15 protein-coding genes, 1 rRNA gene and 1 riboswitch are annotated in these 13115 nt (G+C 48.7%); of the genes, 2 read left to right on the forward strand and 14 right to left on the reverse strand.

Annotated features, from left to right (window positions below):
* Positions 1–104: 104 nt before the first annotated feature.
* The 3 genes from BMY11_RS26510 to BMY11_RS26520 form a co-directional block, all read right to left on the reverse strand.
* On the reverse strand, positions 105–1256 hold the full coding sequence (locus BMY11_RS26510) for a 3D domain-containing protein (RefSeq protein WP_090583115.1): 1152 nt from the start codon (positions 1254–1256) through the stop codon (positions 105–107).
* 246 nt (positions 1257–1502) lie between these two features.
* Positions 1503–1808: riboswitch (cyclic di-AMP (ydaO/yuaA leader) on the reverse strand.
* A 186-nt stretch (positions 1809–1994) separates the two neighbouring features.
* Positions 1995–2759 (reverse strand): TatD family hydrolase, encoded by a 765-nt coding sequence (locus tag BMY11_RS26515; RefSeq protein ID WP_090583117.1) that lies wholly within the window; start codon positions 2757–2759, stop codon positions 1995–1997.
* 21 nt (positions 2760–2780) lie between these two features.
* Positions 2781–4097 carry an HD domain-containing protein gene (locus BMY11_RS26520; protein ID WP_090583119.1) on the reverse strand — a complete coding sequence of 439 codons (1317 nt, stop codon included), beginning with the start codon at positions 4095–4097 and terminating at the stop codon, positions 2781–2783.
* Between the two features lie 274 nt (positions 4098–4371).
* On the opposite strand from BMY11_RS26520, the gene BMY11_RS26525 reads away from it, so the two are divergent.
* Positions 4372–4626, forward strand: coding sequence for an AbrB/MazE/SpoVT family DNA-binding domain-containing protein (locus BMY11_RS26525; protein WP_090583121.1), 255 nt, complete (start codon positions 4372–4374; stop codon positions 4624–4626).
* Between the two features lie 119 nt (positions 4627–4745).
* Here the strand turns inward: BMY11_RS26525 and rsmI are convergent, their stop codons facing one another.
* The 10 genes from rsmI to BMY11_RS26575 form a co-directional block, all read right to left on the reverse strand.
* The gene (gene rsmI, locus BMY11_RS26530) at positions 4746–5639 is read right to left on the reverse strand and encodes a 16S rRNA (cytidine(1402)-2'-O)-methyltransferase (protein WP_090583123.1); all 894 of its coding nucleotides are present in this window, start codon (positions 5637–5639) and stop codon (positions 4746–4748) included.
* Positions 5636–6421, reverse strand: coding sequence for a tRNA1(Val) (adenine(37)-N6)-methyltransferase (locus BMY11_RS26535; protein WP_256217794.1), 786 nt, complete (start codon positions 6419–6421; stop codon positions 5636–5638). Before BMY11_RS26535 ends, rsmI begins: the two co-directional genes overlap by 4 nt.
* Positions 6422–6500: 79 nt before the next feature.
* Positions 6501–6899 carry an initiation-control protein YabA gene (locus BMY11_RS26540; RefSeq protein WP_090583125.1) on the reverse strand — a complete coding sequence of 133 codons (399 nt, stop codon included), beginning with the start codon at positions 6897–6899 and terminating at the stop codon, positions 6501–6503.
* Positions 6900–6950: 51 nt separating this feature from the next.
* Positions 6951–7751, reverse strand: coding sequence for a PSP1 domain-containing protein (locus tag BMY11_RS26545; protein ID WP_090583127.1), 801 nt, complete (start codon positions 7749–7751; stop codon positions 6951–6953).
* 4 nt (positions 7752–7755) lie between these two features.
* The gene (gene holB / locus BMY11_RS26550; protein WP_090583129.1) at positions 7756–8733 is read right to left on the reverse strand and encodes a DNA polymerase III subunit delta'; all 978 of its coding nucleotides are present in this window, start codon (positions 8731–8733) and stop codon (positions 7756–7758) included.
* A gap of 15 nt (positions 8734–8748) precedes the next feature.
* Positions 8749–9192, reverse strand: coding sequence for a YaaR family protein (locus tag BMY11_RS26555; RefSeq protein WP_090583131.1), 444 nt, complete (start codon positions 9190–9192; stop codon positions 8749–8751).
* 16 nt (positions 9193–9208) lie between these two features.
* Entirely contained in the window at positions 9209–9538 is a 330-nt protein-coding gene (locus BMY11_RS26560) for a cyclic-di-AMP receptor (protein WP_090583132.1), read from the reverse strand.
* A gap of 85 nt (positions 9539–9623) precedes the next feature.
* Complete coding sequence (gene tmk / locus BMY11_RS26565; protein WP_090583149.1) at positions 9624–10250, reverse strand: dTMP kinase; 627 nt, start codon at positions 10248–10250, stop codon at positions 9624–9626.
* Positions 10251–10315: 65 nt separating this feature from the next.
* Positions 10316–11803, reverse strand: coding sequence for an aminotransferase class I/II-fold pyridoxal phosphate-dependent enzyme (locus BMY11_RS26570; RefSeq protein ID WP_256217796.1), 1488 nt, complete (start codon positions 11801–11803; stop codon positions 10316–10318).
* A gap of 169 nt (positions 11804–11972) precedes the next feature.
* Positions 11973–12158, reverse strand: a complete 186-nt coding sequence (locus tag BMY11_RS26575) for a sigma factor G inhibitor Gin (protein WP_090583135.1) — start codon at positions 12156–12158, stop codon at positions 11973–11975.
* A 221-nt stretch (positions 12159–12379) separates the two neighbouring features.
* Here BMY11_RS26575 and BMY11_RS26580 point away from each other — a divergent pair, with 221 nt between their 5' ends.
* Positions 12380–12910, forward strand: coding sequence for a transposase (locus BMY11_RS26580; RefSeq protein WP_090583137.1), 531 nt, complete (start codon positions 12380–12382; stop codon positions 12908–12910).
* A gap of 115 nt (positions 12911–13025) precedes the next feature.
* On the opposite strand, the gene rrf is transcribed toward BMY11_RS26580, so the two are convergent.
* Positions 13026–13115: ribosomal RNA gene (gene rrf / locus BMY11_RS26585) — 5S ribosomal RNA — on the reverse strand; the annotation flags it as partial.

Genomic DNA, 13115 nt, shown 5'->3' on the forward strand with positions numbered 1-13115 from the left:
CATACAAAAAGAAGAGGCAGCGCCTCTTCTTATGATGGCATATTTACGTGCAAAATACGATATGAATGAAGAAGAATCCCATACACTACGGGCTGTATCTCTTCTTACAGCGACTCTGGTTTCTTAGGTCCTAGTATGTAGACCGTATACCCTCGCTTCAAACCGAATTTATCGGCATACGATTCGCGGTCGAAGTAAACATCAATCTTGTTTCCTTTAACCGCGCTGCCCGTATCCTCCGCACGACGGAAGCCGATGCCCTCGATATAAACCCACCAGCCGATCGGAATAACCTTCGGATCAACTGCAATTGTCCGGCCTTCCTGAACACGTGCGCCTGATGCGGTAATACCGTACTGCGGATGACTCTTCCCTTTGCCTGTCGATGCGACGCCGGCTGAATATGCCGTCAGCGTTACGTTACGAAGCACCTTCTTCGAGCTGAACGTTACGCCCCGCTTCGTCAGCGTTGTCACCGCTGGTGATTTAGCAGACAGCATCGTCACCTTCGGTTCAGGCTTTTTCGTTCCTATTGCAACGACTTGATCCACGGCAGAGGACTTCGTCATTTTTTCCACGAGGGTTTGCGATACGAGAACGCCGTTCTTGAACACCTTCTCATACCGTTTCACTATCGTGCCTTGTTTGCCCGTTTGGACAAGCTTTTCTTTCCCCAATGCGAGCTTCGGATCTTCCTTCTTCACGACCGTGAACGGAACCGGATACGCACTCTCAGAGTACTTCTTATCAATCCGTGTAACCGTAATAATCATGTTAGGCTCAAGCGAAGACGTTAACGGGGGTACGACTTTATCTTGACCACGTACCGATATATTAGCCTGATCGATCGCTGCCGCTACCGTTTTTTCTGTCGTATACATCGTCTTTGCTTTGCCGTCTGCCTTTACAACTAAAGGTACCGCCTGATCAATTACAATCCGGTCGCCATCTTTAATTCCGCCATCGAGCGACATCGACACTTTATCATAAGTGCCGACAGTAATGGCTTGTTCATCCAGTAGGCGTTGAAGGGACCATTGTTTCGTCGAAACAATCGTTTCTCGTCCATTCACTACTACGGACACGTGCTTGTCAGCCGTTCCGTGCAACAACACCAAAAACATGAAAGTCATAGCGATTGAGATCAGAGCGCTTAGAACAATTAAACGCACGTTCTCATGCTTCCATCGCAATGCGAAAGACATGCTGGATGATCGTTTACCATGGGTGGTGTCCTTCATCTGGAGTGCTCCCATTTCTTCGGTCCTCCTTACATAGCCCCGCCGCCTTGTTACGCATGATACTTAGACGCGACTATTGAGATTTGGCGTGCGATAAACGCACGCATTTCCAATCCTTATTCACCTCCGTGCCCGTTCCATGATACGCCCTGTGTCGTCACATTATGCTTCATTCAAACAAAAAAGAAGCCCGATGACAGAGGATCTGTTTCGTGGCTTCCCGATTCGACAAGGGTAAGCATGGATTGCATGCACGAGGTTGATCTCTCTTATTTACGCTGGCGAGGTTAGCTGTCGGATTCGGGCGTGAGAGTCGCCCTATTCGCTCGTGACGTTAAGTGATGTCTTCAACCACGTCACCAAGCAAAATTCACCCCAAGAAGAATCTCCATGTTTACTTCTGCTTGCCACGCAAATCACTTCACTTTGTTTTAGTGAAAATGATTTAGTGATAGCGCAAAACAATTTGGTCGACTAATAACTAAAATTGTTTTCGCTTGATACAAACAGTTTCAACAATTGGTTCCCCCGCTCTCCAAAACTTCGGAGATTAAGCGTTTATTGGAAAAGGAATACAAGTTTTGTTGCTCTGAAATGAATCATACCGTCTATCGCTGCACATTGTAAAGAACTGATTAATGACGATTTTAGCGAATTTTTAGGATAATCCAGTGATTTCAACTTGATTTCTAGGAATAAAGTTAGTTTTTTCAACGGAATGGTCCTAAATCCTTAACTTCACTTCCATTTTCACTACATTCCAAAACATTTCAGCGCATTTTCGGTCGTTATTTTAGATATTTCTTCCACAGACTTGCCTGTTAACTCCGCCATCGTATTTGCTACAAGACGGACGAATGCTGATTCATTTCGTTTCCCTCTATGGGGGTGCGGAGCCAAATAAGGGGCATCTGTCTCAATTAGCAGTCGGTCGAGCGGCACATGCGCAAGCACCTCTTTTGGCACACGTGCATTTTGGAATGTAAGCGGTCCCCCGAACGAAATATAGAAGTTCATATCGAGGCATTGCTTTGCCGTCTCCCAGCTTCCAGAGAAGCAGTGCATGACGCCACCGACTTCCCTTGCACCTTCTTCACGAAGCAGTCTGACGACATCCTCATGTGCGTCCCTGTTATGGATCACAATCGGCTTCTGCTTTTGTTTCGCCAGTTGAATCTGCTCCCGAAATACACGCTGCTGCACGTCTTTAGGTGAAGTGTCCCAGTGGTAATCGAGCCCGATCTCTCCGATCGCAACAACCTTCGGATGATCGCATAAAGATGCAATCCAATCCAGATCCTCCGGCAGCATATCAATGCTGTCTACCGGATGCCAGCCGACAGCGGCATAGATGAACGAATACTGCTCCGCAAGTAGCATCGTAGTCGGAATCGTTTCCCGGTTGAAGCCGATATTTATAAGCTTATGTACACCTGCAGCTTGAGCTCTTTCGATAACTTCTGCGCGGTCCCCGTCGAATTTCGACGAGTCCAAATGGGTATGTGTGTCGATTAACATTGGTGCCAAAGTAGCCCCTTTCTACATTAAAGCGAATAATTCGCGCAAATTCGCCGGGAGCTTCGTCGCTGATTCACGAAGCGGTTCTTCCGGGTAATACAGATGGTACTTACCTTGACGAATACCTGTGATGGATCTGATGATACTGGATCGCTCGGATATTTCCGACAGCTGTTCGTCACGGCCCAGCAGCAGAATCGGTGGTTTTTCTTCCTTACCCGCAGCATCCGCCGCGTCAGGTCGATAAACATCGTAGGGCATGTCATATGGAAAGTCAATTTCCAGATGATAGTCCGGGTGCAGTCCGATCGCCTTGAACTGTTCGCGTATTTCCTGCCAGAGCTGCTCATCTGCATGATCCATCGTTACATATTTATACAGCTTTCGGTTTAGGAATCGGCGACATAGATCAGCAAGCACCTCATCCTGCTCTTTCACCCACAAGCTGAAGGCAGTCTGAACGAGCGCCTCATCAAGTGCCAAATAGCCTTCAATATCTATTCTTCCCGCTATTAACTGCTCCAGCGGACCAATCATCCAATTGAATGTGTAACCAGCTGCGTACAACTCCTTCGCCCTGCGGAAGATTTGCCGGAGAATGATCTCTGAGCTGCGCGTGACCGGATGAAAATACACCTGCCAGTACATTTGGTACCGCGACATGAGATAGTCCTCAACCGCGTGCATGCCACTCTCTTTCACTACAATTCTTCCCCGGTAGGGCCGAAGTACTCGCAGTATTCGCTCCAGATCGAAAGTGCCGTAGTTTACTCCTGTAAAATACGCATCACGCAGCAGATAATCCATGCGGTCAGCATCCATTTGGCTAGAGACAAGACTAACCACAATCGGCTCGTAATAAGTCTTGCAGATGACGGCTGCAACCCGCTCGGGATACGATGAATCATAGGCTTTCAGCACAGCGTTAATTTCTGTTTCTTCTAATAATAGGCGGCAAGTCCACTCCTCATGATGCGTGTCAAAAACATCTTCGATGGAATGCGAAAAAGGGCCATGTCCGATATCATGCAACAGCGCCGCACATAGCGCGATCAGCTTCTCCCCGGCAGGCCAATCCGTGTAGCCGCCTCGCTCGAACTGGGATATGATTTTGCGGGTAATCTCATAGACGCCGAGAGAATGAGAGAACCGGCTGTGCTCCGCGCCGTGAAAGGTCAAATAGGAGGTGCCGAGCTGGCGAATACGTCGAAGTCGTTGAAATTCCTTCGTATTAATTAAGTCCCAGATCAAGTGATCCTGCACGTATATGTACTTATGAACGGGATCCTTAAACACTTTCTCCTCCGCCAATCGTTCCTTGCGCCTACGAGCTGCCATTTCTATCTCACTCCTTCAATCGTTCATCGTTTCGACACAAAAGTCGAATGGTTGTCGAATAATGTCGCAAATTCATTTCCAATCTGGTTACAAATATTGTACGATATTAGTAGATGTTTTGCTGTCTGTTTAAAGCAAACCTAACGTCACTGGTCATATTTACCGTCAAATCGTCGTTGACTATTATGGGAAACGTTGGTATTATTAAAGCATAAAATGATGGATTTTGTCGAATCGTGACGATGTAATCTAGTACGAGAGGAAATGATAGATCATGATGAAATCGACAGGCATTGTACGTAAAGTAGATGAGCTCGGACGTGTTGTTATTCCTATCGAGCTGCGCCGTACGCTTGGTATTGGCGAGAAAGACGCACTCGAAATTTATGTAGATGGCGAACGCATTATGTTGAAGAAGTATGAGCCTGCTTGCATCTTCTGTGGCAATGCAGAGAACGTAGCTTACTTCAAAGGTAAAATCGTTTGTAACGCTTGTTTGACTGAAATGCCAACTCCTGTTACAAAATAAGAGACAAACTGAGAATTATAGGTTATAATAAGTTTATCCAATATGTTAATTCTAACCTTTTTATACTCCTTGATACCTCCCTGGCCATTATGGCCAGGGGGGTCTTTTTTTTTTTATATTCACTTCTTCATCACTTCATTGTAGACGTCCCGCTTCTGCATGCCGCGATCTTGTGCAGTTCGTTTGATTGCTTCCTTGCGATCTTCCCCTTGCTCCTCGTAGCGGCTCACATGCTCCTCTAGACTTAGCGCTGCCCACCAGCTCTGCTCGCCTTGCTTTAGCTCGGCCACTTCTTCCTTGCTTATGCCAGAAATAACGAGACAATACTCACCAAGCGGCGGATGCTCTTCCAGCCAGCTGATACATTCGGAGATCGTACCGCGTGCAACTTCTTCATGGCGCTTCGTCAGCTCTCGCACCATTGCCATCCGCCGGTCGCCCCACTGCTCGAGCATCACCGGCAGTGTCTTCGTAATCCGATGCGGAGATTCATAGCATATTATCGTCGCTTCCTGCTTTTGCAGCTGCTGCAGCCAATTCGTTAACGGCTTGCGGTCGCGCGGCGGGAAGCCTGCGAAGAAGAAATTGTCCGTCGACAGCCCGGATACGATAAGCGCAGACAGAGCAGCATTCGCACCAGGAATCGGTACAACCGCTATTCCCCGCTCCGCGGCTGCCGCAGCGAGATCTGCGCCGGGGTCAGAGATTGCAGGCAGCCCCGCATCGCTTACTACCGCGATCGACTGACCGGTTTCCAACAGCCGAATCAACTCTGGGCCGCTCGCATCCTTGTTATGCTCATGGTAGCTGACAAGGCGCGTTGCGATTTCAAAATGCGCGAGCAGCTTACGTGTTTGGCGCGTATCCTCTGCAGCGATCAAATCCACTTCCTTCAGCGTCCGAATCGCCCGCAACGTCATATCCTCCAAGTTGCCAATCGGCGTACCTACCAGGTATAAGCTGCCGCTCTCGCCGCGCTCTCCCTCTTTGCTAAAGCTTCGTTGTACAATCATTTCTCTGTATTCCTCGCTTCCGCCATAGCAGCCCCTGCAGCTTTATCGCCATAATAGATCCGCATTAATTCCTCATTATATTGCCGTTGCTCGTTGTACACGATAAGCGGCGGGAGCAGCTTGATATCCGGCTTGCCGTCACGCAGCGCTTCAATAAGTACCATATTCGCCTCCGCATCCTTATGTGGGTGAACGAAACGAATACGCTTCGGCTCAAGCTTCCACTTGCGCATCGTCTCCATAATCTCTACGAGCCGCGATGGACGGTGTACCATCGCAACACGGCCGCCCGTCCGAACGAGACGCGCACATGCCCCAACGATATTTTCAAGTGTGCCATTGCGCTCATGCCTTGCCATCGCATAATGCTCATTCTCATTCTGATCGCCGGAACCTGCCGGCATATAGGGTGGATTCACCGTTACAACATCATACATCCCCTGACGCTGCTTATGAAATTCCCGCAGATCACCTTCATAGATCTTGATTTGCTCCGTCAGTCCGTTAGCCTCCACGCTCCTCTTTGCCATATCTGCCAATCGAGGCTGAATTTCCACTGCGTCGATCGCTGCTTTTGTCCGTGTCGTTAAGAGCAGCGGAATAACGCCATTGCCCGTACACAGATCAATAATCTTCCCCCGAGGTGGGACGGCTGCAAACCGCGCCAACAGCACCGCGTCCATAGAGAAGCTGAACACCTCTCGACTTTGTATAATATATAATTCATGCGTTAAGAGATCATCAAGCCGTTCATTCGGCTCTAATTCCACTTCGTTGACCACAATTTCTGCCCCTTCGCTTGGCTGTTTCTGTACGACCTTCTATATGCAAACAAGACCCTATCAATAAGGGTCTTGTTGTTCAATCTTTATTGAGAAAGGAAAGGCAGAACAAGCAGTCGCCTTCCGTACGCAAATGGCCGTAATACAGATTGCATATATGAAATCCTTCATGATACAGTCTTGCCAAATTATCATAGCCTTGTCCAACACCAGCTGCATCAGCAGTGACGCTTGGCTCTTCGACTGGCAACGTAATGATCTCCTCATCGACAACAACCGGTGTCGCCACAAGCTTCTTCGGCGTATGAACCGCTGTCTCACGCTTTAATACTTTGCGCAGTTGCCCATTTTCTATACTGAGCCGGTTGTTCTCTTCGAGGAGCGATTTGATTTTCTCTTTCATTGCACCGATTTCTTGATGCAAGCTTCCCAAGTGGGATTCAAACTCGCTTATTTGACTAAAGATATCTCTTTTCAAGTCTTCACCCCAAGGCTGTGCAGCTTCGGATTTAGCATTATGTGCGCTAGTTTACTTTAAGACGACATCATCGAGCGGTAGCTCTTTCGGCTTGCCGCCATCGAAGAGCTGTACATACACTGTTTTAGAACCCGCGTTGATGCCTGTTACTTTACCCTCTCCATAAGAAGTGACGACATATTTACCAACTGCCGGCAATTCCTCGCGAATGCTCTCATAATTGTCGTGCTCATACTTTAAGCAGCACATGAGCCGTCCGCATAGTCCGGAGATCTTCGTCGGATTGAGCGATAAGTTCTGATCCTTCGCCATCTTGATGGACACCGGCTCGAAATCGCCAAGCCATGTGGAGCAGCATAAGATGCGTCCGCAAGGTCCGATGCCGCCAAGCATCTTCGCTTCGTCGCGTACACCGATTTGTCTGAGCTCGATCCGCGTGCGGAACACGCTGGCCAGATCCTTAACGAGTTCACGGAAGTCAACTCGTCCTTCAGCTGTGAAATAAAAAATGATTTTGTTGCGGTCGAACGTAAATTCCACATCGACCAGCTTCATTTTCAGCTGATGGTCTCTTATTTTATCAAGACAAGTGGCAAAAGCGTTACGCGCCGCCGTCTTGTTCTCTTCGACTATTCTCGCGTCGTTGTCACCGGCAATCCGTATGACTTTCTTCAGCGGAAGGACAACATCCGATTCACCGACTTGCTTCTGTCCAACCACTACTTTTCCGTACTCGATCCCTCTTGCCGTTTCTACGATAACATGCTGCTCTTTATCGATGGAGAAATCGACTGGATCGAAGTAATAGATTTTGCCCGCCTTCTTAAAGCGAACGCCAACGACGTTATACAATTCATCACCCCTCCTGTACACGGATTAGGAGCTGCTCAAGCGCAAGCTGCGACGATACGTTCGCACGCATCCGTTTACCTGCCTCAAGCGTATGCTCCATGCATATCACCCAGCCTTCAGCCGAGCGTGCGTATGCATGTTTGCCAATCCAATCAAGCTGATCTATAAAAACAATTGCTTCATGTCTTCCTGCCTGAAAATGAATCATATCCTTATACCAAAGTACCAATAAAGATAATAGAAGCTGCGGCTGTTCACCGAGCTCTGTTTTAAAAATTTGCTGCTGAGCGGACACCATCGCCGCGGTGAACCGGGTCAGACTGTCCTTTCCTAATTGTATCACTACGTTTCTCATTTCTGCAAACCCATTCTGTTGGATAAGCGCCCGGCATGCATCGACACCTGATGCAAGATGTACCGCAGCACGGGCAGACAGCAGAGGAACGCCTTCGTCTGATAGCGTCTGCAGCATCTCCTGAGGTGCCAGAGGTATGAAAGGTACGAGCTGTGTCCGTGACCGAATTGTAGGCAGAACAGCTTGTCCATTCTCCGTCAGCAGAATCGCAACGACAGGAGATTGCGGCTCCTCCAGAAACTTCAGCAGGCTGTTGGCCGCTTGAAGAGTCATCGTCTCGGCACGCTTCACAATATAGACTTTACGTTCAACGTTTATATTTCGATAAGCAAGCTCTCTTTGGAGCTCGCGAATTTGGTCGATTTTGATGGAATTGCCGTCAGGCTCAACCAGATGGAGATCCGGCTGATTGCCATGCTCGAATTTGCGGCATTCCAGGCAGTGACCGCAGGCGTCGTCTACCCCACCTTTGCAGAACAGCGCTTTGGCAAAAGCCATCGCCATCTGCATTCGCCCACTGCCTGAAGGACCGCTGAATAGATAGGCATGCGACACTTTGCCGCTAGCCAGCGCAAATTGCAAAATGCGTTTCGCTCTCGGTTGCCCGGCAAGCTCAGCAATGCTCATACTTGTTAATCCTCTCTAGAAAAACAGGTTAATCAATAATCCTCGTATATCACCGATTTTTTGCAGCAGCTCAAGTCTGCCTTCCTCGGAATCAAGGAGCTCTTCGCCCATTTGAAGCAGATTCGAGTCCAGTTCCTCAAGCAGCTTGTAACGCTTCGTACGTCCGCGTCGGTCGAAGCCACGCGTTTCTTTCATGCCAACGCCACGCCGAACGGTATCCTCAAGGTACTGCTTTACCATCTGCCGGTAAAGGCGCAGCTCTCTCACCGTCATCGAGCGCGCCAGCCGTTCGCCTTGATTATGAATATCTTGCAGCTTCATTTGAAGCTCTTCAATTGTTCTTTGCTCATCCTGAACATTCATGACATCAGCAAAGTTTTTAGGCGCAATCGGCTTTGCTCCTAGATCCGGCCGCGTACGATCCTGACCTAGTGGCCGCCAGCCCGGATTAATCTTCATTATGCGTCACGCCCAATCAGAAATGTTCGAAACGTTCCACTGGTACGACAAATACAGCTGCGCCGCCGACCTGTACCTCGACCGGGAAAGGAATATATGCGTCAGTCGTGCTGCCCATCGGGGATACTGGAGAAACCAGCTGATCGCGGACTTTACAATTGGACCGAATGACCGTCAGCACTTCGTGTACCCGTTCATCTTCGATGCCGATCATGAATGTTGTATTTCCTGCTCGCAGGAAACCGCCTGTACTGGCCAGCTTTGTGGCACGGAAGCCCTCTCTTACTAGTGCATTCGATAACCGGTTGCTATCCTTATCTTGTACAATCGCAATAACTAATTTCATTCGAATCCCTCCAGAGTAGTAGTTCCTTTCTACGGCAGACATTTCTAACACCTTATTAATTTTGACACTGATAGCAATTAATCCTTTAAATTCGTCGATTTATTATCTCAATCACGTCACGAAGCACGTTTTCCGTCGATTGTTCGGCATTAACGCGTATAATACGGTCCGGCTCATTCGCCATTAGCAACTGATAGCCTTCGCGTACCCGTTCGTGAAATGCGAGTTCCTCCAGATCAAGCCGATTCACTTCGCGCCCCTTCGTGCTATTGATTCGAGCAAGGCCGGCCTCCGGCGAAATATCCATCCAAATCGTCAAATTCGGCATCACACCATCTATCGCAAAATCATTAATAGATCGTACCTCTGCAATGCCAAGCCCGCGCGCATGTCCTTGATAAGCTAGACTGCTGTCGACAAACCGATCACAGATGACGACGTCGCCTCTATCCAGGGCCGGGAGTACAATCTCGACAAGATGCTGTCGTCTTGCCGCCGCATAGAGCAGCGCTTCTGTTCGCGCATCCATCGCTGTATTAATCTTATCGAGAATGACACCGCGGATCTGCTCCGCAATTGGGCTGCCGCCTGGCTCTCTAGTTGAAAGCACATTTCTTCCGCGATTCCGAAGCGCTTCTACCACACCGTTGATTAATGTCGTTTTCCCTGCTCCTTCTCCGCCTTCAAACGTCAAAAACAATCCTTTTTCCACCAAAAGTAACTCCTCTTATCCGTTAATACCCTTATCATATCAAAGCCAATCAGGTGCGTAAACGATTAGCCCGTCCGCAGCACCGTGATCGTCTGCATGGTTGGATCAGTTGCACCTTGGCATCTGGCGCCATACTGGACAAGCTGCTTGATCATAGCAATGGCATCAGCTGTAATCCGCTCGCCTTCATAGAGAAGCGGAATGCCTGGTGGATAGGGTATGACTGCTTCCGCTGCGAGCATGCCCTCTGCATATGATAGCTCCACGACTCCTATCGTTTTCGAATCCGTTCCTGTCCCTCTTCGGGAAAATAACACAGGTTCCGACACCGACTGCTGATATGCAAGTGACTCGTTAGCCAGTGTCGATACCGCTGCCGGTACTCCCTCTGCCGCAGCAATCGCGACGAGAGCCTGCTTCAGCCGTTGTACATCGGATGTCTCAGCTCCCATCCCAAATAACAAGACCACGTACTGAACATCAGCCATTTCCACGTAACAGCCGAAGCTCTCCAGTTGTTTCAGCAGCTCGAAGCCTGAGTGTTTACCTGTCTTGCTTCGCAGTACAACACGCAGCGGATCGACTTGCACTTGCAGACCGTTGCCATCCCACACTCGTGATGAACTTAGCTCATATTGAGCCGACTCTTCCATAACCCAATGTTGAAAATCGTCCGCTGCCGCAATTCCTCGCTCGAATAATCGTTCGCAAGCTTCATCTATTACACCTCTTGCGATATCAAGTGATGCCATGATCGGATACGAAGGGCTCGAGCTTTGTACCATTCGTAGCGCTTCTGCCAGTCCTTTACGGTCAATTCGTGGTCCTTGTACATGCAGCATGGCCCCCATCGTAAGTGCAGTCAACGTCTTATGTGTAGACTGTACAACCGCGTCAGCCCCCGCCTGCAGCGCTGAACGAGGGAATCTTGGGTGCAAACCGTAATGCGCCCCATGGGCTTCATCTACAAGCAGTATTTTGTCATAGCGATGAACGAGCTTGGCGTATGGTTCCAGATCCACACTTAGCCCATAATAGCTTGGATTCGTCAGGAACACGGCCTTCGCTTCCGGATAGCGTTCAAGCGCCTCCTCAATCTGTTTCAAGCTCGGCACTACATCGAGACCACTGCCAAGCTCCCTCTGCGGCATGATGAATACAGCTCTAGCTCCGGCTAGCTTCAATCCATTTAACACCGACTTATGGGCATTGCGCTGTACAATAATAAGTTCACCTGCATCACAGACCGCAAGCACCATTGCCAGATTGCCCGCCGTACTGCCTCCAACTAGGAAAAAGGTTTGTTCCGCTCCAAACGTTTCAGCAGCTAACTGTTGTGCTTCTTCAATAACACCGGATGGTCCATGTAGATCATCCGTCATCGATAATTCCGTTACATCCAGCTGCATAACCGATTGATAGGCTTGTAACAGCACTTGCTCATCATTCGTGCCTTCCATTAAGGACAACGACGTGCCATATTTATGTCCAGGTACATGATAACTGCTCGGATTAGATGCATATAAGGTAACTAATTGTTCGAATAATGGCACTCGCAAAATAATAATCCTCCTTAACTGCTCATCCCTTCCATCATAATCTTGGATAAGACTTGGAGCAAATGTTACACGTGAAACAAAATAACCCCTAGCCTTCTCGGTTACTAATGATGGTCCGAGACGATATAGGGATTACTTCGGCTGCTTATTCTGATGCATCGGATTATGCATTATTTTGCATCCAAATCCGCTTCAATTGGTGAATAAAGAATGGGTATTTAGCATCCTGCACATCGGTTCCCACCATCTCAATCTCACAGCTCTCGCATATGAACCCATCAATGATACGAATACCTTCCTGTTTCTCATGTCCGCAAATAACACAAGCCTTTCCTACATGTTCTTCCATAGGTTTCACCTCATCCAAGTGAGCTACTGCATCTTACTAGTATGCCACAAACTCTAGCAACGTATACGACTTTCATAGCCCATTTCAAATAGTAATACAGTTTATGTCGAAGCGCCCAGAATGGTGACGAACAGCTTGCACTTCTTTGGAGAGGAAGTCTACACAATAGGCGGAAAATATCCGATAAAATGAGTTAGAAGAAAGAAAGGTGTTGAGCACCTATGAGGGGAAAACTCTCCGAACAGGAGAAAGCAACAATCTATCAGTACCAGCTCATTCAGAAAATTACCGTTCGCGAAGAGCTGCTTCGAAGCCATCTCTGCGTTATCGCCATACTGGCCATCTTCCTATTGCTTATGTACCATATAGATGGCGCCAAAGCGCTAGCCGTTGGTTTACTCGGCACGCAGATTATCCATTACATCATTACACGTCTCACACTTATTCGTGTCGATGAGCCAGACTACCGACGCTGGGGCTGGCGTGTCATGACACCATGGATCGGTTACATTCCAACAGCCAACATACAGCTGGGATTATTCCGCAGGCTGCATCGCCATCTGTTCTGGCTCGGTCTATGCGCCATCGGCGTCTTCTACCCTTGGGCGAACGAAGGAACAATGATCAGTCTCATTATGTGTCATCTCTGGTTCCTCGTTCCACGAATGCTCTTAATCCGCCGACTAGGCAAAGCCAAACGCGACGGTGTCATCCGCATCACAGCGGCAGATGTCAGCTTCTATCATCGTTAATCTGCTTCCTCGCGAGGCAGAGCGATGTGGAAGCTGTTTTTTTGTAAAATATTGCAACTCACTCGTCATACAGACAACAAAAAACCGACCATATCGAATATGGTCGGTTATCTGTGCTTGGCGACGTCCTACTCTTCCAGGACCCTGCGGTCCAAGTACCATCGGCGCTGGAGGGCTTAACGGTCGTGTTCGGGATGGGAACGCG

The sequence above is a fragment of the Paenibacillus sp. OV219 genome (genome assembly GCF_900110075.1).
GTDB lineage: Bacteria > Bacillota > Bacilli > Paenibacillales > Paenibacillaceae > Paenibacillus_Z.

Coding starts and splice junctions, on each gene's coding strand:
- BMY11_RS26510 (WP_090583115.1), bottom strand. CDS start 1,256: ATGGGAGCACTCCAGATGAAGGACACCACCCATGGTAAACGATCATCC.
- BMY11_RS26515 (WP_090583117.1), bottom strand. CDS start 2,759: ATGTTAATCGACACACATACCCATTTGGACTCGTCGAAATTCGACGGG.
- BMY11_RS26520 (WP_090583119.1), bottom strand. CDS start 4,097: ATGGCAGCTCGTAGGCGCAAGGAACGATTGGCGGAGGAGAAAGTGTTT.
- BMY11_RS26525 (WP_090583121.1), top strand. CDS start 4,372: ATGATGAAATCGACAGGCATTGTACGTAAAGTAGATGAGCTCGGACGT.
- rsmI (WP_090583123.1), bottom strand. CDS start 5,639: ATGATTGTACAACGAAGCTTTAGCAAAGAGGGAGAGCGCGGCGAGAGC.
- holB (WP_090583129.1), bottom strand. CDS start 8,733: ATGAGCATTGCTGAGCTTGCCGGGCAACCGAGAGCGAAACGCATTTTG.
- BMY11_RS26555 (WP_090583131.1), bottom strand. CDS start 9,192: ATGAAGATTAATCCGGGCTGGCGGCCACTAGGTCAGGATCGTACGCGG.
- BMY11_RS26560 (WP_090583132.1), bottom strand. CDS start 9,538: ATGAAATTAGTTATTGCGATTGTACAAGATAAGGATAGCAACCGGTTA.
- BMY11_RS26575 (WP_090583135.1), bottom strand. CDS start 12,158: ATGGAAGAACATGTAGGAAAGGCTTGTGTTATTTGCGGACATGAGAAA.
- BMY11_RS26580 (WP_090583137.1), top strand. CDS start 12,380: ATGAGGGGAAAACTCTCCGAACAGGAGAAAGCAACAATCTATCAGTAC.